This window comes from Agarivorans sp. JK6 (assembly GCF_045277145.1).
Lineage (GTDB): Bacteria > Pseudomonadota > Gammaproteobacteria > Enterobacterales > Celerinatantimonadaceae > Agarivorans > Agarivorans albus.
In genome coordinates, this window is record NZ_CP113525.1 from 872,224 (window position 1) to 892,946 (window position 20,723).

Genomic DNA, 20,723 nt, shown 5'->3' on the forward strand with positions numbered 1-20,723 from the left:
GTTACTTTTTAGGCAAGGTCACCACTTGGCATCTGCCCCAAATATCTTGGAAAGCAGTGTTGTCTTTGGTGACTATTACCATCAAATTTCCTACCCCAAGTGCCGAAGTAAATAAACGAATAAGTGCTTGGGTGTAAGAAATGTTCGAGCCGTCTTTATTTTGCACCCGTAAACGCCAAGCTCGCATTCCAATGGTTTGGCCATGGTTATGCCAAAACCAAATATAAAACATGATTATGCTGCCCCAAATTAAGCCCTGAAACCAAATTTGACCAACTAGGTAGGTAGAGTGCTCAACCCCTTCGGGGAGCGTAATAAGCCCTATGCTGGTACCTATGGCTACTGCAGCTAAACCAAGCATGGTGGCTACCATGCCTATAGCAATGGCCATTAAAGCATCGTAAATATAAGCCCCTAAACGACGAAAGAAACCTGCGGTTGGCAGTGAAGTGGTGGCGCTAGCGTTAGCCATGGTTTTGTTGCCTCTAAGAAATTTCTTGTATGGTAGCAAATCTGCGCTGGCTGAGAATTAATCTGAGCAGCAAAATCATCGACTTTCTTTCACTAATAGGCTGCTAGCACAATTCTTAAACACTTAGTGGGCTTTAAAACAAAAAGCGCTTGCCAATCTAAAAACGCAGCTTATAATGCCAATCACTCGCCAAGGCGGGTAAACAAATGCCAGAGTGATGAAATTGGTAGACATAGGGGATTCAAAATCCCCCGCTAGTGATAGCGTGCCGGTTCAAGTCCGGCCTCTGGTACCAAATTAGAAAAAGCCGTCCTAGTGACGGCTTTTTTGCGTTTTGATGCCAGCGTTTTCCCTATATGTGCCATCATTTAGCCCAATCGGACTTCAATCAAATAGTTTAAACAAGCAATCCTGTTTCACGTGCTTATTGGTGAGCGTTAGCAATCAATGGCTTTGAAGTAAGCTCTGACTTCGCTTATTGTTCTTGTCTAGCATCGGTTGTTAAGAGGGCGCGGTTTGTTGGTTAATACCTTAGACAAGGTTTTATTTGCGGTTCTGTTGTTGGGCTTTATGCAGTTGCCGCTGTTAAGCAATCATTACTTGCAGTTTGTCAGTGGCCAACATGATGTATTGCAACAGCAAGTGGACAACTTTCAACAGAATGCTGAGTTGCACCAATACTCAAGCATTGACGCGATGATTGATGACTTTAAGAATAATCCTAACTTGGCGGTGCGCACAGACGCCGAGCAAAAACAGCAAACCATGTATGAATACGAGGAGCTGAACCAAGCCATTATAATCTTTGAGCAAGGCACTTATTATCAAAAGGCCAAATACATGTTTAGCCCTCAGCGCTGGGAAACGCTTGATAAAGTACTCGCTAACTTCAAACCTGGTATATCTTTAGAGCCATTATTATTAGCCTATAGTGGATTGGCCGCTTTGTTGTTTGGCGGCCTGCTGATGTGGCCGATTAGAAGGGCGGGGCGGACACTTAAGTCTTAATACCAATCGTACTAAGTAACTGTTCATTTTATCTGGTTAAAATACTCGATAACTGCGTTAGAATTTTTGATTGTAGAATAACTGCTTACCGAAAAATTCTGGCTTATTCTCGAGTATTTTTCCTGCGTTATTTCTGATCACTTACTTGGTGTGATTGGTATAAGTGAGAAGCCGTTACCAGAAGTAAGTTAAAGGCTGCATTAAGCAGCCTTTGGATTAGCCAAGTCTGATTATTTCTTTATAGTTTTGCCGCGGCTTCGAATACTGCATGAGTATACGCGCCTTCCGGTTTTTTGGTGATTACCGGCGTCGAATCACTATCCAGTAAAACATTCACTGTACGGTCAAAGGCTGCTGGGTCTAAGTAGCCAATACCTTTATCACTGCTGGCCAGCAATTTGGCTACTTCGTTAGCCATACGAATTTGGTGCTCCTCTGTTTGAGCGCCAGTATCATCGTAATCCAATACTATTAGGCCTGCTTCTTTAGGGTTAGCTGCCGCCCATTCCCAGCCTTGAATCGTTGCTTTTAAAAACTTGGCATAAGTAGCTAGTTTTTTACTGTCTTTTAAGCTGTCTTCTAGTACATATAAGCCGTCTTCTAAAGTAGCAACGCCTTCTTCTTCATACTTAAACAGCATCAGTTCTTCATTGCTTAAACCGCCATCTAACACTTGGCCATATTCGTTGTAAGTCATGGTTGAAACACAATCTGCTTGTCCTTGGAAAATGGGGTCTACATTAAATCCTTGTTTTAGAACTGTAACTCCATCTTCGCCACCCGTTGTGTCATAGCCTAGTTTAGACATCCAGCTCAAGAACGGGTATTCGTTACCAAAAAACCACACCCCTAACGTTTTGCCTTTAAAGTCGGCAGGGCTAGAAATTCCGCTAGATTTCAAACAGGTTAACATCATGCCCGATTTGCCATAAATCTGCCCTATGTTAACCAGTGGTAAGCCTTTTTCTCGTGTTGCTAGTGCTGAAGGTAGCCAGTCGACCACTACATCGGCTCCGCCACCGGCAAGTACTTGTGCTGGGGCTATGTCGGGTCCACCTGGCTTAATGGTTAAATCAATTCCCTGATCTTGGTAAAAACCTTTGTTTAACGCTACGTAGTATCCAGCAAACTGAGCTTGAGTTACCCACTTTAGCTGTAAAGTCAGCTTCTCTGCTGCAGATGTACCAAAACTAGCTGCAAGTAACGCAGCGCCTGATGCCAATGAAATCAGTTTCTTATTCATAGTTAATTCCCTTTATTGCAACAATGCTTGAGTGTGTAAATTAGCGCTTATGGCTTCCTCTAAAAGCGGGATGCCAAAACAGTAGTGACCTTTCTAAAAGAGCCAAAGCTCCGTAACTTAAGGACCCCGCAATTGCTGCAACAACAATCGTGGCCCAAACCATATCCATGTTCATTCGGCCTACTTCAGTAGAAATCCGAAAGCCCATACCTACGATAGGTGTGCCAAAAAACTCAGCCACAATTGCGCCAATGAGTGCCAGCGTAGAGTTGAGTTTTAAGGCGTTAAAAATGAACGGCAAAGCCTGTGGTAGTTGGCTTTTTAAAAAAATCTGTGACTTGTTGGCAGCGTAGGTATGCATGAGGTCGTTGTGAATGGCGTCGGTTGACTGTAAACCAGCAAGCGTATTAATAAACATTGGGAAAAATGTCATCACTACAATCACTGCGGCTTTTGATTGCCAGTCAAAGCCAAACCACATCACCATGATGGGGGCGATACCAACAATTGGGATCGCCGACATAAAGTTCCCCAATGGCACTAAACCTGCTCGCAAAAACCGGCTTTTTACTGCCACTTGAGCAACTATGAATCCAGCGCTGCAACCTAGGAAGTAACCCGCCAAAACCGCCTTTAAATAAGTTTGCTTAAAGTCGGCCCAAAACATCGGTAAGTTGTTAGTTAAACTATAAAAAATATCGCTAGGTGCTGGCAGCAACACGGCTGAGACGGCAAAACCTACCACTATGCTTTGCCAAGTAAGCAGTAGCATAAAGGCAAACAAGCTAGGCACTAGTACCTTAGTAACGGCAGCGTAGCTGGGGCGCGTTTCGGCCAGTTGTGTGAGTTGACTGAGTAAGGCAGCAACAGCATAAGTGGATACTGCAAGCAGCATTAGCAAGGCTGGAGATTGTTGATAGAAGCCTTGCTCACTCGAGCTTACTAAGGCTAGTTGGCCTGCCAATAGGCTGAGGTAAATTATGGTTAAAACATACTTAGGCATTGCTCAACCCTCCGCGACGTTTTAGCAAGGCGGTTTCTGCTAGGTTAACTATCCATACCAGTAATGAGCCGAGGAGTGCTGCCATGATCAGCGCTGCCCAAATTTGTTGCGTTTGGCCATAGTAAGAGCCACTTAACAAGCGTGAGCCTAAACCACCCTGAGCACCTGTTGGCAGTTCGGCAACAATGGCCCCTACTAATGCAGCCGCAATAGCAACTTTTAAACTGGCAAATAAGTAGGGCTGCGCCGAATACCATCTAAGCTTCCAAAACGTTTGTAGAGCGCTGGCATTATAGGTGTGCATAAGTTCTACATGCAGAGTGTCTGAGGCGCGCAATCCCTTTACCATGCCAATGGTGACCGGGAAGAAAGACAAGTACATGGAGATTACCGCTTTAGGTAATACCCCGGTGATATTTAACGCGCCTAATACCACCACAATAATCGGGGCAATAGCGAGTATTGGAATGGTTTGGGAAGCGATAATCCAGGGCATTAAACTCGCTTCTAAGGTCTTGTTGTGAACGATGCCAATGGCAATCACAATGCCTACAACAGAGCCCAAAAGAAAACCAAGCATGGTGGAGTTTAAGGTAATTAAGCTATGGTGAACTAAGGAGCGCTTAGAGCTAATTGCCGTATCAAAAACCGACTTTTTTAACTCTAAGGCTACTTGATGCGGGGCCGGCAGCATGGGGCGCTTTACTTGATAGGCTTGGCTAATAACTTGGCTGTATGTCCACTGTTGTTTTTTCCGTTCTAGCTGGTTGATTAGCTGGTTACCATTCATCAGCAAGGCAGCGATATACCAAATACCAATAATGGCTAAAATCATGCTGACGACTGGTAGCCAATTGGCGCGGAAGTTGAGGTTTTTCATATCACTACTCTCCCATGAATCTAATCAATGGCATGGTCGTTGGCTAGGGCGCTACGAATTTCGGCAGCCAATTGATGAAAAGCCGCTTGGTCGCGTAGTGCCAGTGTTTTTAACCTAGGTAAGGGGCTCTCAATCACTTTTACTATTCGCCCTGGTCGCGGCGACATCACCACGATATGGGTGGAGAGAAGCACCGCTTCGTCGATAGAGTGAGTAACAAATACCACGGTTTTCTGTGTTTCCTGCCAGATGCGTAGTAACTCCATGTTCATGTGGTCACGGGTAATTTCATCTAGAGCTCCAAAGGGCTCATCCATTAGCAGTAATTGCGGATTAATGCATAAAGCACGGGCTATTGAGGCGCGTTGTTGCATGCCTCCAGATAGCTGCCAAGGAAACTTGTTGTGAAAGTCTAGTAGGCCAACCATTTTCAGGTTTTTATCAATCTGCTTTTGTTGATGAGCACCAGACTGACCCGATATCTCCATTGGCAGGGCGCAATTTTGTTGAATGGTGCGCCACGGCAGTAAGCCAGGCGCTTGAAATACGTAACCATAAAGTCGATTAAGTCGGGCGTCTTTAGGAGAAGTGCCGTCTACTTTGATACTGCCAGAAGTGGCCTGTTCTAAGTCGGCAATTACCCGCAACAGAGTGGTTTTACCGCAGCCTGATGGCCCAATAAATGAAACGAAGTCGCCTTCGTTAATATTCAAGTTAATGTTTGAAAGGGCATTTACTGGGCCGTCGTTGGTAGTAAACACCAGCGACAGATCCTCTACCGAAATCATAGAGCGTTTGAGTTCAGCAGCTTGGTCTATTGTCTGTTCATCCATGACTTGTTTAATTGCTAGCATTGTTGTCCCTCTATCTTGCGATTAACTCGGTAAATAATTAGCGCTTTACTGGCACTGGAGTATTTGCCTTATTAAATTTTTCCACGGCATCAAAAATAGAAGGGAAAGCGGGTCGTTTTATGTAGCGCCCGGCTCCTTCCTCTACGAACAACTGGCCATCTTTAAATACCACCTTACCTTGGCTAATAGTGATGTGAGGTGCGCCGGTTACAGTGCGCCCTTCAAAGATATTAAAATCAATTTTCTGGTTATGGGTGGCGGCCGAGAGGGTATGTTTTTTCTGAGGATCCCAGATAACGATGTCGGCATCTGAGCCCGCAGCAATGCAGCCTTTTTGTGGGTAAATATTGAATATTTGGGCCGAGTTAGTCGATGTGACCGCGACAAACTCTTGCTCGCTTAAACGGCCTTGATTGACGCCCGAATCCCAAAGCACCATCATTCGGTCTTCTACGCCGGCAGTGCCATTGGGTATTTTGCTAAAGTCATCTTTCCCTGCCGCTTTTTGCTCAGCGCAAAAACAGCAGTGGTCAGTAGCGGTAGTTTGTAATGTGCCACCTTGTAGTGCTTTCCATAATACCTCTTGGTGACCTTTAGGTCGGAAAGGCGGGCTCATAACATGAGCTGCGGCAGTCGCCCAATCAGTGCTTTGATAAACGCTGTCATCTAACTCTAAATGTCCGGCTAAACACTCGCCGTAAACCCGCTGGCCTTCATGGCGAGCTCTGGCTATTTCATCTACCGCTTCTTTACATGAAACGTGCACTAAATACAGCGGTACGCCCAGTGACTGCGCGATACGGATCGCCCTGTTGGCGGCTTCGCCTTCTACTTCGGTAGGTCGAGAAAGGGGGTGAGCTTCAGGGCCCGTCATGCCAGCTTCAAGTAGCTTTTGTTGCAAGTGGTAGACTAGCTCGCCATTTTCCGCATGAACCGTAGGCATAGCGCCTAATTCTAAGCAGCGATTGAAGCTGTTCACCAAGGTTTCGTCTTCCGCCATAATGGCATTTTTATACGCCATAAAGTGTTTAAAGCTGTTCACTCCGTGCTCGTTAACTAACAGGCCCATATCTTGGTATACGCTGTCGTCCCACCAGGTTACCGCTACGTGGAAAGAGTAGTCAGCTACCGAGCGCGAAGCCCAATCTCTCCAAGTATTAAACGCTTCCATCAAGGGTTGCTGAGGATTGGGGATCACAAAGTCGATAATCATGGTGGTGCCGCCGGCCAAGCCAGCAGCAGTGCCGCTATAGAAGTCTTCGCTTGCCACTGTTCCCATAAACGGAAGCTGCATGTGAGTATGCGGATCGATACCTCCAGGCATAACCAGCTTGCCTTTGGCGTCGATGACTTCGGCATCGTCGGGAACGCTTAGGTTCTCGCCTATTGCTTTAATCAAACCGTGTTCACAGTAAACGTCGGCAAATATGCTTTGATCAGCGTTTACTACCTTTCCACCTTTTATTAATAAACTCATGGCTCACAAACTCCATTTCGACTTGCTTAAAGACAACACCATGCTTGAGGTGTTCATCTATCTCTTTTGAGGTATTTATGCTTATGCAATCTACTGACCATGTGGACAGAAGTTGTATTTGAGTATGCTGTAAGCCCCGTACTTACTTGGCTTGGGTACTTAAGGTGGCAGTGATTATATAGCTTGGCAAAGAAGGCTAACGCCTCAAGGCTGGGCGGTTAAGCCCAATATTAGTGCATAAAAACTGAGCAATTTACTCGGGAATTAACTGATTTCATTTGTGTGTGATTTATTTATATTTAAATAAATCAATTATTTATGTGTTTATGGTTTATATCCTGTCCGCGTGGTCAGTAGTTTGCATGTGTCCACCTCGTATAGAACTGATTTGTTACTTCACTGCTTAGTACTAGGCGTAGTTTGGTTATTGGAGGCCATGATGAGTAGCTTTAAAATTAATAGTGACCGCTTGTGGGACAGTTTAATGGAAATGGCAAAAATAGGTGCCACAGCCAAAGGGGGGTGCAAGCGCTTAGCCTTAACTGATCTCGATAAGCAAGGTCGCGAGCTTTACATTAAGTGGGCTGAAGAAGCCGGGTGTACGGTAAGTGTTGATCAGGTTGGCAACATATTTTGTGTACGCCCCGGTGAGGATATGAGTTTAGCGCCTGTTGGAACAGGCAGTCACTTAGATACTCAACCTTCGGGTGGTAAATTTGATGGGGTTTTTGGCGTACTATCCGGCTTAGAAGTGGTGCGCTCACTCAATGACCTTGGTATTAAAACCAAATATCCTATTGAAATATCGGTGTGGACTAATGAAGAAGGCTCGCGATTCGCACCAGCAATGATGGGGTCTGGGGTGGTGTCTGGCCGCTTTAGTCTGCAAGAGATATTGGACAGTCGTGATGTTGATGGTTTGCGTTTAGGTGACGAGCTGCAGCGAATAGGCTTTGCCGGAGATGTTCCAGTAACCGGCAGACAGTTCCATGCCTTTTTCGAAACGCATATTGAACAAGGTCCCTACTTAGAGGCAGAAGAAAAACAGATTGGTGTAGTGACCGGAGGTCAGGGGCAGCGCTGGTTTAATGCTACGTTAACGGGTCGAGAGTCACACGCTGGTACTACTCCAATGCACTTGCGTAAGGATGCGCTGTTGGCCAGTACTCAGCTCATTCAAAAGGTTGAAGACATTGCCAAAGCTCACCCCCCGGGATGTGGAACCGTAGGCTTTGTTAATGTTACGCCCAACTCTAGAAATACCATTCCCGGTAAAATTGAAATGAGTATTGATTTACGCCACCCCTTGGATGAAGAGCTAAGTGCTATGGATAAAGAGCTGAGTGATTTTGTTGCTGAGTTAGCCGCGCAAACCGAAGTAGCGATTGAGCTGGATCCGTTTTGGTATTATGAGCCTATCCACTTTGACAAAGCGTGTGTCGAAGCAGTAAGAAACGCGACGGCTAAACTGGGGTACAGCCATATGGATATTATCGCCGGTGCCGGACACGACGCCTGTTATGTGTCCGATTTTGCGCCTACTGGAATGATTTTTACCCCTTGTCTAGATGGGATTAGTCATAACGAAATTGAGAGCACGACCCAAGAAGAGTGTGAAGCGGGCTGTTCGGTATTGTTAAATGCCATGCTGACAATGGCAGAACAAGTTAGTGAAGATAGTACGATGCTGGCAAGTGATTTGGCTTGAACTTAAATTAACGAAAAATGCTAGCCAGAGTACTGAGTAATCTTGCTTGCTCTGTTGGTTTCGCGTGGTGTTAAGCTATTGTTTTATTAGAATAGTTTAACGCCACAACCTTTAAGTACCATGCGTGTGAGAAACTCAACGCCTTCCTCGTAGTCGCTTTCTTCCAACTTCTCTTTATCCATCATCATACTGCTTTGCATTGCATAATCGGCGTAAGCCTGAGTAGACGACCAAATCATAAATAGCAGGTGCTCTGGGTTGATGGGATCCATCCACTGCTTGGCGATCCATTCCCTAAATACCTGACAGGTTTTATCAAACTGTTGTTTTAGCTCGGTGGCTAATTGCTCACGCAGGTAAGGCGCACCATGAAGGATTTCGGCAGCAAATATTCGAGAGGCATTTGGGTGCTCTTTAGATAGCGTCATTTTTTGCAATATGTATTGGCGTAGCGCCAGCTTGGGGTGGTTATCAGCTGTCATTTCATCCATGTGGCTCATCCAAATCACCAATAGTTGGCTTAAAACACCCTTATATAAGGCCTCTTTAGTTTTGAAGTAATAGAGCACATTTGCTTTGGGTAAGTTAGCTTCGGCTGCGATGGCTGCAATGGTAGTGGCGCTATAGCCATTTTGAGCAAATAGCTTTTCTGCTACCTCTAAGATTTGCTTCAAGTTGTCTTTGCGAATATCGGCGAGCTTACGGCGTTTTGCTTTGCCTGGCGGCGGAGTTTTCATACTAATTGGTTTCTCAATGTAAGAGCACTTATTGCACTATTATGTAGCTGTTTGCCTTTAAAGTGAGCAAGTAGCCTAACTAAAGCATACCGTGTAATTGCAGCAGTTGTAATAGTGCTAGGTTATTTTTAGCTGGAAAGTGGCTTAATTATCCATATAAAACAAATGGATATGATGATATTGATTATTTCAAAGTAATCTTCTGACCGTGTGGTCAGGAGATGGCATGAGCTTTGCCTTTTTTTTACAACTAGAGATGCACGTCTCAGTAATAAAAAAGATAAGGAGATCACATGGTGATGAGTATGGAGAAGCCACAAGGCTATTCGCAACAGCAGCTAGCGCTTGATCAAATGTTCAAGGACATCAACCCTGCGTTAAGTGCCCGCCAAGCCGGAATAGAAAGTTCGCGTTGTTATTATTGCTACGACGCGCCTTGCATAACCGCTTGCCCTTCAAAAATTAACATTCCTAGTTTTATTGCCAGTATTCATGCTGATGACTTAACTGGTGCTGCCAAAACCATTTACCAAGAAAACATTATGGGTGGCAGCTGTGCGCGGGTGTGTCCAACGGAAATTCTGTGTGAACAAGCATGTGTTCGAAACAAAGAACAAGAACAGGCTCCGGTGAAGATTGGCCTATTGCAACGTCATGCGACAGACAACGCAGTATTTGTTGGTCATCCCTTTAAGCGTGAAGCCGCCACCGGAAAAACCGTAGCTGTTGTAGGGGCTGGGCCAGCCGGTTTAAGTTGTGCTCACCGTTTAGCGATGTTGGGTAATGATGTGGAAATTTTCGAAGCTGCATCCAAAGCGGGTGGCCTAAATGAGTATGGCATTGCCAAATATAAGCTCACCGACAACTTTGCGCAAAAAGAAGTGGATTTTATATTAAGCATTGGCGGTATTACCTTACATACCGAAACAGCTTTAGGAAAAGACATCAGCCTAGAGCAACTAAAAGACCAGTTTGATGCAGTGTTCTTGGCGCTGGGCCTACAAGATGTGCAGTCATTAATGTTGGTGAACGAAGTTCATCCTCAAGTGATTAATGCTGTTGATTTTATTAGAGAGTTGCGCCAAGCCAGTGACCTAAATCAACTCGATATCCCACCGGAAAGCGCAGTAGTTATTGGGGCGGGCAATACCGCAATAGACATGGCATGCCAGCTTAAACGTTTAGGCACCGAAGAAGTTACCTTAGTTTATCGCCGTGGTGAAGAGCAAATGAGCGCCACCAAACACGAACAACAAATTGCTAAAAATCATCAGGTGAGAATAAAAACCTGGGCCAAACCCGAGAAGATTAACCTCGACCATGATGGCGTGCTACGCAGTATGACCTTTAGGAAAACCTATAGCGAAGACGGGCAATTAAAAGATAGCGAGCAAACCTTTGATATTGCTTGCTCTGCTGTGTTCAAAGCGGTGGGGCAAAAATTTGCTTACCCAGAAAAAGAGCAGTTAATTCCCACTCTAAGTAACGGCAAAATCACTACCGTAGGCCAGCAGGTTACCAGCCTAGATGGCGTGTTTGCTGGTGGCGACTGCACCGCAGAGGGACAAGATCTTACTGTTGAAGCTGTTCAGCAAGGCAAGTTAGCAGCCTTAGCGATTCATCAACATATTAATTCGGTAGAGGTGTGAAATTATGGCTGACTTATCAATAGAATTTGCAGGAATTAAATCTCCAAACCCATTTTGGCTAGCGTCTGCTCCGCCAACAGACAAGGCTTACAATGTGGAACGAGCCTATGAAGCTGGCTGGGGTGGAGTGGTGTGGAAAACACTAGGCGAAGACCCTGCGGCGGTAAATGTTTCCTCTCGTTATTCGGCGATTTACGACCACAATGGCGAAGTGGCAGGCTTTAACAATATCGAGTTAATTACCGATCGCAGCTTAGAGGTTAACTTACGTGAAATTGAAGCGGTTAAAAAAAGCTGGCCAGATAGGGCGCTAGTGGTATCGCTAATGGTGCCTTGTGAAGAAGAAGCCTGGAAGAAAATTGTAAAACAAGTTGAGCAAACAGGAGCCGATGGTTTAGAGCTTAACTTTGGTTGTCCTCATGGGATGCCCGAGCGAGGCATGGGCGCAGCGGTAGGACAAGTGCCAGAGTACGTAGAAATGGTGACTCGCTGGTGCAAAATCTACAGTAGCATGCCGGTTATCGTAAAGCTTACACCTAACATTACCGACATCCGTTTTTCTGCTCAGGCGGCAAAACGAGGTGGTGCCGACGCGGTATCGCTAATTAACACCATTAATTCAATTACTGGTATCGATTTGGACCAAATGGCCGCCAGACCGATTGTAGATGGCAAGAGTACTCATGGCGGCTATTGTGGCCCAGCCGTTAAGCCGATTGCCTTAAACATGGTGAGCGAAATTGCTCGTGACCCGGAAACCGCCGGCTTACCCATCTCGGGGATTGGCGGTATCGGTAATTGGCGCGATGCAGCAGAGTTTATTTCTTTGGGTTCGGGCTCAGTACAAGTGTGTACCGCGGCGATGATCTACGGATTTAGAATTGTTGAAGAGATGAAGTCGGGCTTATCTAATTGGATGGACAGCAAGGGTTATGAAAAAATCACTGACTTCCAAGGCCTAGCAGTTCCCAATACAACCGATTGGAAGTACCTCAATATGAACTACAAGGTTGTAGCCGATATTGACGAAGACAAATGTATTGGCTGCGGCCGCTGCTATATTGCCTGTGAAGATACCTCTCACCAAGCCATAAATAAAACAGAGCGCGCCGATGGCAGTGTTGCGTTTGAAGTAATTGAAGATAAATGTGTTGGCTGTAACCTTTGCCAAATCACCTGCCCAGTTGAGCAGTGTATTAAGATGGAGCAAAAGGAGACCGAGAAGCCTTACATGAACTGGACGCAAGACCCGCGTAACCCCTATAAAGATGCTTCATAAGTGCCTTAGTTTCTGCGCATAACTACTAGCCTCCAGATCTTTTGGAGGCTTGTTTCTTTGTGGATTACTTAGGGGCAGCTAGAAGGAAATAAAGCGACCGAAGCCGCAATTAATTACTATGAACCTAATGCAGCTAAACGCTGGTCGGTTTGCTCTATAGCATTTAACCCCCAGTCAACGACTGCCTCGGCGGGCTCAATATCGTAGAGATTTTGGCCGCTGGCGTGGTTAAGTATTTTGGCCGCACGCCAAGTGGCTAAGCTTAGTTGTGGCTCGGCAATACCGTGACTGTGTATGCCAGCGTTAACCATGTAAATGTGGTTGCGACTCGCACCAGGCCATTTCACGCTAAAGTCTGGGCATAGCTCGGGCAGGCCTTGTGGATTAAGTGGAATTTGCTTGGCAAGTTCACTTAAACAGGCCGGCAGGGCGCGGCTATAACCGGTGCACAAAATCACTACATCGGCGTTTATTTGAGTATTGTCGTGGGTTAGGCCATGTTCTAAATGCAGCTTATAACCAAGCTCTGAATATGCCATAGACATAAGGGTACGATTGGGTTGAATAGACCACCAACTCGGTTTATTGAGTACAAAACGGTCGTGATATAAACGTTGATAAATGCCTTGTAGGCAATCATTGGTGATGCCATCGCTGGTCAGTTTCTGTCGCGATACTTCACTGTTCTTGGTTTGCTGTGCCAGTTGGTAAAATCCATCTACGTAATCTGGCATGAAGTACTGGTCGGTAAAGCAGCTTTCATCTAAGGCTTCTATGTTAGAGCGGCGCGATATCCAGTTAATCTCTTTTACCTCACCAAAGGTATTGTCGAAGAGGTGTTGGAATACGTCTGCACCGGTTTGTCCGCCACCAATGATAGCTACTCGTTTACCGCTTAAATTAGGTTTTCTAAGCGCTAATTCACTGGCATGAAAACAGCTGTTGCTTATGTGTGGTTCGCAAAACACAGGTACTTGCGGTTGCATGCCGGTGCCTACAACCAAATGCTTACTTTGATAACACTGATCGTCGGTCTCGATGCTAAAAAGGTCACCATCAAGCTCGATTGACTGAACGTTTTGGTCAAATCGGGTATTAGCCAAGCTGTGGGCCGCCCAGCTTAAGTAGTGGGAAAATTCTAAACGCGATATTACCGATTGACCGGAAGCAATAAACGGATAGAGTTTATGCTGCTCCACCAAGTAGTTTAAAAAACTATAGGGGTTGGTTGGGTCTATACCAGTGACTAAATCTTTTAAGTAAGAGGTTTGCATTTTAGCGTCGTTAAGCAACAAGCCAGGGTGCCACGCAAACTCCTTCTTTCGTTCCAAAAATAGAGTGGAAAGGGCCGATTTAGTGCTGGCAAGCGCGGCAATACTAAGGTTAAAGGGGCCAATACCAACGCCTAATAGATCTACTTTTTGAGTGTTCATATTACTATCCCTAAATCGCATATTGAGTGAAAAAACGCTCGCGGTCGCACTGTAATAGCGCCGCTCGCTTGTGAGGAAAATCAAACTCGAATTGCTTTTCTAAACCCAGTCTTTCGGTAATGCTAACTACGCGGTGATTATCGGCACGCGGCTCGCCCATGATTCGTTGGGTGTTGGGCTCATCTAAAAAGCAGTACTGCAAAATAGCGCTGCCCCACGTATCAAAGTACACGCCGCCTCTAAAGCTAAAATTGCCTACCAGTATGTGTACTCCTCGATCGTAATCTTGGCATTGATAATGCGGACCTAAACGGTCTTCTGGCGTCCAATACACCTCAAAATAACCAAAGGGAACGCCGTCAAATTCACCAATTACGGCATATTGATGGGCGTCATCTTCCATTTTGCTTAGGTACTCAGTGTGGCTTTGAAGGCTGCCTTCTAACTCCCACACCGGTGAGATAATGGGGTGGTTGTGCCAGCGGTTAAAGCAGCTTAAGTCTCGCTGTTTGTCTATCACCCTAAAGGTGACTTGTCGCTTAAGGTGATAAAAATAGCGGGTAAATACTTGCCCGGTTGGTTTGTTGGGGCGAGAAGGATGCTTTATGCCGTTAGTGACCACTGAGGTTTGTGGCTGATGCGCTGCTTGTTGCTCTCGCCATAGTGGCGCAGTTTGCAAAAACTGACTTAAACTCAAAGCCTTATATTGAGACTCCGCAACTAATGCTTTGGCTGCTTTGGGGTAGTAGTTACTTTGCAAGGCAGCTACGTTAAGTTGGAACAAGCCATGTTCAGCAGCGCTCCACCATAGTAAGTCATCGGTTTTATGAGTCGCATTTAGCTGCGCATTATCTTCTTCAAAACTGAGTTGGCACCAAGCACCTACTTTTTCTATTAATCCCCGGCTTAGGCTTGTCCCGTTCTCTCGAATCTCGAACTTAATGGCATTATCCGAGATGCGTTCATCTGCGAAACACAGGGTTCGGCCTCCGGCTAAGCTTTTAAAGCTTAATTGCTCAGCTTTTTGCTGTTTAAAAGGATTTGAAATAGAGCAGTAAATCTGGCTCGGGTCGGCTAATGTTGCCTCGTTATGGTCGGCTAAAAAGCAATAGAAATTGCGCTTCCAGTGAAGGCTTGGTGAGTTGAGTAAGTAGCTGTAAAAAGAGTTATCTTTTGGGTTTCTGGCGCTAAGCTCACTCATTTTGTCACGACATAAATCCCACAGTTTGGTTTCGTTAATTAGCTCGCCTGCTCCGATGGCAGCGATGGTGTTGAGTAAGGTATTTCCTATCAAATAGTAAGCGTGATAAGGATTCACCTGCTCAGCTTCCATAAAGTACTCAGGTACGCCATCGCTAAGTTGCTCTTTGAATAATGCTAATGCTTGGCTGGTTAAGCCGATACCTTGGCAATCTCTAAAGGCTGAGCCTGTAGGTAAATTATCTTCAATCTTGACCAAGATATTTTGCTGGTGGGCCAGCAATACAAAGCCATAATCTGAACGTGCGATACACAGTGGCTTGATTACATTATCCCAAAAAGTCGACATCCAATGCAGTGCAGCATGCTCAAAACACAGTTGCTGTTGTTGTGCATGGTGCTTAATCCAACTCACTATTTGCGGCTCGGTTTGGCTGGCGTTAACTTGGTTTATGCTGGCTAAACAATACACATTGGCTGCGTTTAACTGGCTTTTCTCTTGATTGGATTTATGGAAGGGGTTTTCTCTAAAACTAATGAGTGGAAGATCTAACACCTCTCCATCTATGTCGTTAATGCTGGCCCAAAGCGGCTCTTCGATAAAATAGCTGTTTGGCAAGCGTTGGCGTAACTCTGCTCCGTTCTCACTGTTAAGTAGTTGAGAAAATTGAATGCCTCGTTTGGCTTCTTTGCTGCTTAATAGGCGTAAAGAATTGGTGAGCTTAACCGGTAATGAAACCTTTAACATCCAAGCTTGTTGTGGATGGTAAATCGCACGGCTAGACGAGGTGGCTGTCCAGCCTGGTGAGCTTAGTGCTAAGTCTTTTACCACTTCGTTCAGGCTTAAAGCTTGCTGGCTTTCTCGCCAAGCTTTAGCTTGCAAGGGGTGCATTGGAAACGGCACCCATTGTTTATCGATAAATTGAATCTCGCTCGGCTCTTTGGCGATCTTAACGCTGTTGCTATACAGCTGCTTGAGCTTTTCGCTCAGGTCGCCAATTTCACTTTCGCCTACTAAGTGCGAGCTATGTACCGCAAACCATTCTATCGAGAATTGGCCAGCAAACTCTGGCAAATATTGGGTTTTCTCTTGCTGGTTAAGCGGCTCGCAGCTTTTACCTGCAGGGTGCATGCTGTGGCCACCAGTTAAACTTTGCTCCGACATAATAAACTGGTCTAGCGTAAGCGCAGAGCGCTCTGCTAGTGCCTGCTCAGCGCTATTTATGTAGCAATTAGAATCTTGCACCCGCTGTAAGAATAAGGCTTTTTTGTCTTCGCTTAACTGAGGGTAAAGTGCATTTACAACCAGCGTAGTAGCTTGCTTAAAGCTTATTGGGCTTTGGCTTTGCGCCTCATGCAAAATGATTTCGCCGCTATAACGGTGGCGCCAGCTGGGCGATACGTAACGTAGCTTTAACTCCAAGCTGGCCTTAGTAGAAAGAGGAAGAAAGACCGACTCTCCCTCGAGATGTTTGTTGGCGGTTTCAGCCAAAAGGCTATTGAAAAAGGCCTGCTGACAAAGTGCATGGGTACTCATTTTAGTCGCTCCTGATTGGCTGATTTAGTTTCTCCCCAAGGGCTTACGTTTGCCGCGCCAAGCCACTCGAAGCTGTGGTCGCTCACATTCGCGCGGGCTTTTTCTCTTTTACTTATTGGGCTACCTAATACCAAAAAACCTACTGGTTGGTGCTTACTTTGTAAGCCCAATAATTGGCGCACATTAGGTAGCTCGACCGCATCAGTGCTATACCAAACTCCGCCAAATCCCAAAGCGTCTGCAGCTAACAAAATCATTTGGCACGCGGCTGCTGCAGAGAACACTTGGTCTTGTTTGGAGATGGGGCTGGGCTCGTTTATTTCGGCTGATACCAACACGATGCTGGGGGCTTGTTTTAAGTAGCTAGCAAGGCGTTTCGCTCGCTGTGGATCTAGCTCACTATTGCTTTGTTGCCATGCGGTTTGTAGCAAGCTGATTAGCTCTTCAATGCGAGTTTGCTTAATCACTAAAAAGTGCCATGGCTTTAGCTTTCCGTGGTCGGGAGTGCTCATGGCCGCTTGTAATATATCGGTCATTTGCTGGGTATTAGGCGCCGGCAAAGACAGCTCATGAACGTGGTAAGACACACGTTGAGAGAGAAATTGTTGGAGTGTATTCACACGCGATTCCTGTAGCTAAGAAGCAAGAGTAAAATGAAGTAGATGGAGCCGATAACCGATACCATAAGGCCAGCGGGTATTTCGTTAGGCGCCATTAATTCGCGGCCTAAGCGGTCGGCCCATATCAATAAAATGGCACCAGTAATGCCCGATGCAGGTAATAGATGCTTGTGGCGGTATAAACCTAAAAGCCGCGCACAGTGCGGTGCTAATAAGCCGATAAAGCTAATCGCCCCAATACTGGATACACAAATAGCAGTGAGAACCGCCGAAATAGCCAATAACAAGTAACGTTGGCGCTGTAATGCCAGGCCTAAGGTTTTAGGAATAACTTCGCCAAGCGACATTAAATCTAACTGCCTTAACAGCGGGATGATGGCAACCAAGCAAAGGGCGATAACCGAGGCTATTGGGATGATGCGATCAAAGGTTGCCCCGTAGGTGGTACCCGCTAACCACATCATGGTGACCGAGGCGGTGGAGCTGCCAAAGGTGAGTAAAATCTGGGTGGCGGTGCCAGCAAAGGCAGTAATTACAATGCCAAATAAGGCTAACTGGGCAACACTGAGTTGCTGTTTTAAGCCCCAAGACAGTAAGCCAATCACCAAGCTTCCACCTACTAACGCGGCGAGGGTTAACTGCCATTGATTTGCTGCTGGAAAGTACACCAATACCACGGAAATCAGTAATACTGCCACCGCACTTACACCAGATATATCTGGGCTGGCCATGGGGTTTTTAAATAAGGTTTGCAGCAAAGTACCTGCGCAGGCTAAGCCAAAGCCACCTAAACCTGCCAGCAGCACCCGCTGATTTACCCATATTGCGCCTACATCTTGTGGGCTGCGCAAACAAAAAAACAAACTTAAACCAAGCAGAGCACAAAGCGAAGCCAGTACCACGCGAGGTCGGGCATGAATGATTGGCGTTAAGCCGATGTTTTGGCTTTCCACGGCTGCAAGCGCTTTACCCGAGCGTTGAAAGAGCAGGAATACAAAGTAAGGCGCGCCAAGCAAGGCAGTAAAAGCGCCAGTTGGTAAGCGATACCCTAGAAACAGTAAGCTACGCGAGCACCACTCTGCGGCTAATACTAAGGCTGCACCAATAATAACGGTGACTAGCCATTGTAAAGCGACATTATTGTTTTCGCCCTTAGCGAGTCTTAATACTAAGCGAGTAAGGTGAGGCGCCATTAAGCCCACAAAGCTAATCATGCCAACGATTGATGTGGCTAAGGCAGCTTGGCCAATGGCGAGCAGCAAAATAGTCCAGCGCCAAGGTTTAACTGCTAAACCCAAGGCTGCGGCATTGGTATCGCCTAATAAAAATAGCGCTAACTTAGGCAAGACCAAGAGGCTTAAGGCCAAAAATGCCAGCATGGGGAGCACTGTTTGTTTTAGTACTTCTGGGTTGGTTTGCAGTACTTGGCCGCTGCCCCATAAAAACAAGCCATCGGTTTGATTTTCGAAGTACAGCATAAACAGCGAAGAGAGCGCGCCAGCGCTTAAACCCAGCGCCATGCCAATTAATACCACTGGCAGTTTGCCACCGCCAATTAGCTGGCTAACCGCTAATACCGCTAAAGACAGCAACAGGCCACCCACTAAGGCACCCATCCATACCAGTTGTAGATTGGCTTCGGGCACAATTACCCTTACTAGCACTGCACCGAGCAATGCACCAGCCGCAATTCCTAAAGTAGATGGGGAGGCAAAGTCGTTATCTAAGCTGTTTTGAATTAAGAAGCCAGAGCTTGCCAGCAATGCGCCAGTGCATAAAGCCATCAGCGCGGTAGGTAGCCAAATGTTAGTCAGCATTGCGTCTGCCAAACCAACCGGTGCAATGGCGGGGCGGCTAAAATAGTATGCGCTTAGCAGTAACAGTAATAAACCTAGGCTTGAAGAAAGAGATTTAACCACCTTGTTGCTCCTGCCAATCTAGTAGTGAATTAGCAAAGGATTCAGCCATTTTTATCGACGACAGGGGCCCACCAAAACTAAATAAAGGTTCAACTTCCGATAACTGGTTCTGCTCAACAAAAGGCAATAAAGGCCACACCGGTGAATGCATCATGCGCTCGCCGTCTACTTGGTTACCCGCAAGCAGCAAATGGCTGTTGCTTAGCTTTGGCAGCTGCTCAAGTTGCAGGTGGATAAAGTCTTTACCCGGCAAACCTTGCTGCCAAACATAATTAAGCCCTAGCTGTTGGCTTATCGCACCGGCCAGGCTTTTATCGGTGAACACTCTTAAGCCGTAACCCATGCCAACAAACTTGGCGTAAGCAACTGGTTTATTGCTTAAACCTTGGTCTGCAAGTTGCTGTTTTAGCTCGGCTAAGCGCAGGCTTAAACGCTGTAAAGTTGCATCGGCGAGTTCAGTTTTATTCACTAACTTAGCAATGCCACTAAATACCTGTTGCGACTGCTCAAAGTAACTAAAGTCAGTTTGCTTAGCTGAGGGAAATTGCTGGTAAAGCAAAGTAGGCGCTATGTGCCCTAAGGCGTCTAAAATTCGGCGATGGCGAAATTCATAACCGATAATTAAGTCGGGCTTTAACCTCGCGATAGTGGCCAGATCTGGCTCTTGGCGACGACCTATTTCGGTGACCGAGTCGGGCAGTGCAGGGTGGTTAGTTTGCCACTTTTTGTAGCCTTTAGTTAAGGTTACTCCCACTGGCACAATATCTAAGCTCAGCAGCATTTCCGTTGCAGACCAATTAAGTGCCACTACCCGCACAGCAGGCTGCTCGAGGCTAACGCAATTGCTTAAACATACTTGCTGTCCCGCGGCATGAGTCGCTGTTGTGCTTAGTAAGGTTATGGCTAAAAACATGAGGCGAGTTGCTAGCAGGATCATTGCTGTTCCTCTGGCCATAGTATTTGTTGTTGCCCTAGTTGGTGGCTGGTAACCGGTGTTTGGTAAACTTCGCTTACGTCCTTGGCGTTAATCACCTGTTTTGCCTTACCACTATTCACAATGAGGCCATGATTTATCAAAATGGCGTGGTCGCTAAACTGTGCGGCTTGGTTTAAATCGTGGAGTACCCATACTATGGTTTTGCGGTATTTCTGGTTCAAACGTCGAACAATTTTAAGCAGGCTTAATTGGTGAGAGATATCTAGCCAAGAGGTCGGTTCATCCAACATTAATACTTCGGTGTCTTGAGCAAGCACCATCGCTAACCAAACACGCTGTAATTCGCCACCCGACAAATCGGTAAGCAATTGCCGAGCATAATGTTTAACCCCAGTTTCTTGCATCGCCCAATCAATGATTTCCTTATCGTCGTTAGAGATATTTTTGTACCAAGGACGGTGAGGGTGACGACCAAAACACACTAAGTCGGCCACATTTAAGGTGGCAGGCACGGGGTTGCGTTGTGGTAACAAGGCTAGCTTTTTAGCTAGCTGAGCACGGCTATAGCTTGGTAAAGCTTGGCCAGCAAATTCCACTTGCCCACTGGAAGGGGCTTGCAAACCACACAGCACCGACAAAAGGGTGCTTTTGCCTGAGCCGTTAGGACCAATAAGCGCGGTAACTGCGCCTTGTTGTATCGTTCCACTCATATTTTTGAGAATGGTATTTCCCCCCAGTTGGAGGGAAATATTATTAAAAGTAAACAA

The 20,723-nt window shown here is 46.1% G+C and carries 17 protein-coding genes and 1 tRNA gene; 5 read left to right on the plus strand and 13 right to left on the minus strand.

The window, feature by feature from the left end; all coding sequences use genetic code 11:
• Position 1: 1 nt before the first annotated feature.
• Positions 2–472, minus strand: coding sequence for an RDD family protein (locus OV592_RS04115; protein WP_016401644.1), 471 nt, complete (start codon positions 470–472; stop codon positions 2–4).
• A 208-nt stretch (positions 473–680) separates the two neighbouring features.
• On the opposite strand from OV592_RS04115, the gene OV592_RS04120 reads away from it, so the two are divergent.
• Both OV592_RS04120 and OV592_RS04125 read left to right on the plus strand, forming a co-directional pair.
• A tRNA-Leu gene (locus tag OV592_RS04120) sits at positions 681–767 on the plus strand.
• Positions 768–991: 224 nt separating this feature from the next.
• Positions 992–1,480 carry a DUF2937 family protein gene (locus tag OV592_RS04125; protein WP_406610494.1) on the plus strand — a complete coding sequence of 163 codons (489 nt, stop codon included), beginning with the start codon at positions 992–994 and terminating at the stop codon, positions 1,478–1,480.
• 238 nt (positions 1,481–1,718) lie between these two features.
• Here the strand turns inward: OV592_RS04125 and OV592_RS04130 are convergent, their stop codons facing one another.
• The 5 genes from OV592_RS04130 to hydA are packed head-to-tail and all read right to left on the minus strand — an operon-like array spanning position 1,719 to position 6,937.
• Positions 1,719–2,723 carry an ABC transporter substrate-binding protein gene (locus OV592_RS04130; RefSeq protein ID WP_016401617.1) on the minus strand — a complete coding sequence of 335 codons (1,005 nt, stop codon included), beginning with the start codon at positions 2,721–2,723 and terminating at the stop codon, positions 1,719–1,721.
• Between the two features lie 40 nt (positions 2,724–2,763).
• Entirely contained in the window at positions 2,764–3,726 is a 963-nt protein-coding gene (locus OV592_RS04135; protein WP_406610495.1) for an ABC transporter permease, read from the minus strand.
• A complete protein-coding gene (locus OV592_RS04140) occupies positions 3,719–4,606 on the minus strand; it encodes an ABC transporter permease (protein WP_406610496.1) in 888 nt (295 codons plus the stop codon). The genes OV592_RS04135 and OV592_RS04140 overlap by 8 nt, the downstream gene beginning before the upstream one ends.
• Before the next feature lie 20 nt (positions 4,607–4,626).
• Positions 4,627–5,460: an ABC transporter ATP-binding protein gene (locus OV592_RS04145; RefSeq protein ID WP_406610497.1), complete on the minus strand. Its 834-nt coding sequence runs from the start codon at positions 5,458–5,460 to the stop codon at positions 4,627–4,629.
• A gap of 37 nt (positions 5,461–5,497) precedes the next feature.
• Positions 5,498–6,937 (minus strand): dihydropyrimidinase, encoded by a 1,440-nt coding sequence (gene hydA / locus OV592_RS04150; protein ID WP_406610498.1) that lies wholly within the window; start codon positions 6,935–6,937, stop codon positions 5,498–5,500.
• 436 nt (positions 6,938–7,373) lie between these two features.
• On the opposite strand from hydA, the gene OV592_RS04155 reads away from it, so the two are divergent.
• Positions 7,374–8,645, plus strand: a complete 1,272-nt coding sequence (locus OV592_RS04155) for a Zn-dependent hydrolase (protein WP_406610499.1) — start codon at positions 7,374–7,376, stop codon at positions 8,643–8,645.
• A gap of 86 nt (positions 8,646–8,731) precedes the next feature.
• Here OV592_RS04155 and OV592_RS04160 read toward each other — a convergent pair whose 3' ends face one another.
• Entirely contained in the window at positions 8,732–9,382 is a 651-nt protein-coding gene (locus OV592_RS04160) for a TetR family transcriptional regulator C-terminal domain-containing protein (protein ID WP_406610500.1), read from the minus strand.
• Positions 9,383–9,675: 293 nt separating this feature from the next.
• On the opposite strand from OV592_RS04160, the gene OV592_RS04165 reads away from it, so the two are divergent.
• A complete protein-coding gene (locus tag OV592_RS04165) occupies positions 9,676–11,031 on the plus strand; it encodes an NAD(P)-dependent oxidoreductase (protein ID WP_406610501.1) in 1,356 nt (451 codons plus the stop codon).
• A 4-nt stretch (positions 11,032–11,035) separates the two neighbouring features.
• Positions 11,036–12,310, plus strand: coding sequence for an NAD-dependent dihydropyrimidine dehydrogenase subunit PreA (gene preA / locus OV592_RS04170; protein ID WP_406610502.1), 1,275 nt, complete (start codon positions 11,036–11,038; stop codon positions 12,308–12,310).
• Between the two features lie 116 nt (positions 12,311–12,426).
• On the opposite strand, the gene OV592_RS04175 is transcribed toward preA, so the two are convergent.
• Genes OV592_RS04175 through OV592_RS04200 form a run of 6 tightly spaced genes read right to left on the minus strand, consistent with a single transcriptional unit; the run spans position 12,427 to position 20,723 of the window.
• Positions 12,427–13,743 carry a lysine N(6)-hydroxylase/L-ornithine N(5)-oxygenase family protein gene (locus tag OV592_RS04175; protein ID WP_406610503.1) on the minus strand — a complete coding sequence of 439 codons (1,317 nt, stop codon included), beginning with the start codon at positions 13,741–13,743 and terminating at the stop codon, positions 12,427–12,429.
• 10 nt (positions 13,744–13,753) lie between these two features.
• Positions 13,754–16,480 carry a GNAT family N-acetyltransferase gene (locus tag OV592_RS04180; protein ID WP_406610504.1) on the minus strand — a complete coding sequence of 909 codons (2,727 nt, stop codon included), beginning with the start codon at positions 16,478–16,480 and terminating at the stop codon, positions 13,754–13,756.
• The gene (locus OV592_RS04185) at positions 16,477–17,100 is read right to left on the minus strand and encodes a nitroreductase (protein WP_406610505.1); all 624 of its coding nucleotides are present in this window, start codon (positions 17,098–17,100) and stop codon (positions 16,477–16,479) included. The genes OV592_RS04180 and OV592_RS04185 overlap by 4 nt, the downstream gene beginning before the upstream one ends.
• The gene (locus tag OV592_RS04190) at positions 17,097–19,019 is read right to left on the minus strand and encodes an iron ABC transporter permease (RefSeq protein WP_406610506.1); all 1,923 of its coding nucleotides are present in this window, start codon (positions 19,017–19,019) and stop codon (positions 17,097–17,099) included. The genes OV592_RS04185 and OV592_RS04190 overlap by 4 nt, the downstream gene beginning before the upstream one ends.
• The gene (locus OV592_RS04195; protein WP_406610507.1) at positions 19,012–19,956 is read right to left on the minus strand and encodes an ABC transporter substrate-binding protein; all 945 of its coding nucleotides are present in this window, start codon (positions 19,954–19,956) and stop codon (positions 19,012–19,014) included. Before OV592_RS04195 ends, OV592_RS04190 begins: the two co-directional genes overlap by 8 nt.
• Positions 19,953–20,723, minus strand: coding sequence for an ABC transporter ATP-binding protein (locus OV592_RS04200; protein WP_406610508.1), 771 nt, complete (start codon positions 20,721–20,723; stop codon positions 19,953–19,955). The genes OV592_RS04195 and OV592_RS04200 overlap by 4 nt, the downstream gene beginning before the upstream one ends.

Coding starts and splice junctions, on each gene's coding strand:
- OV592_RS04115 (WP_016401644.1), bottom strand. CDS start 472: ATGGCTAACGCTAGCGCCACCACTTCACTGCCAACCGCAGGTTTCTTT.
- OV592_RS04130 (WP_016401617.1), bottom strand. CDS start 2,723: ATGAATAAGAAACTGATTTCATTGGCATCAGGCGCTGCGTTACTTGCA.
- OV592_RS04135 (WP_406610495.1), bottom strand. CDS start 3,726: ATGCCTAAGTATGTTTTAACCATAATTTACCTCAGCCTATTGGCAGGC.
- OV592_RS04140 (WP_406610496.1), bottom strand. CDS start 4,606: ATGAAAAACCTCAACTTCCGCGCCAATTGGCTACCAGTCGTCAGCATG.
- OV592_RS04145 (WP_406610497.1), bottom strand. CDS start 5,460: ATGCTAGCAATTAAACAAGTCATGGATGAACAGACAATAGACCAAGCT.
- hydA (WP_406610498.1), bottom strand. CDS start 6,937: ATGAGTTTATTAATAAAAGGTGGAAAGGTAGTAAACGCTGATCAAAGC.
- OV592_RS04155 (WP_406610499.1), top strand. CDS start 7,374: ATGATGAGTAGCTTTAAAATTAATAGTGACCGCTTGTGGGACAGTTTA.
- OV592_RS04160 (WP_406610500.1), bottom strand. CDS start 9,382: ATGAAAACTCCGCCGCCAGGCAAAGCAAAACGCCGTAAGCTCGCCGAT.
- OV592_RS04165 (WP_406610501.1), top strand. CDS start 9,676: ATGGTGATGAGTATGGAGAAGCCACAAGGCTATTCGCAACAGCAGCTA.
- preA (WP_406610502.1), top strand. CDS start 11,036: ATGGCTGACTTATCAATAGAATTTGCAGGAATTAAATCTCCAAACCCA.
- OV592_RS04175 (WP_406610503.1), bottom strand. CDS start 13,743: ATGAACACTCAAAAAGTAGATCTATTAGGCGTTGGTATTGGCCCCTTT.
- OV592_RS04180 (WP_406610504.1), bottom strand. CDS start 16,480: ATGAGTACCCATGCACTTTGTCAGCAGGCCTTTTTCAATAGCCTTTTG.
- OV592_RS04195 (WP_406610507.1), bottom strand. CDS start 19,956: ATGATCCTGCTAGCAACTCGCCTCATGTTTTTAGCCATAACCTTACTA.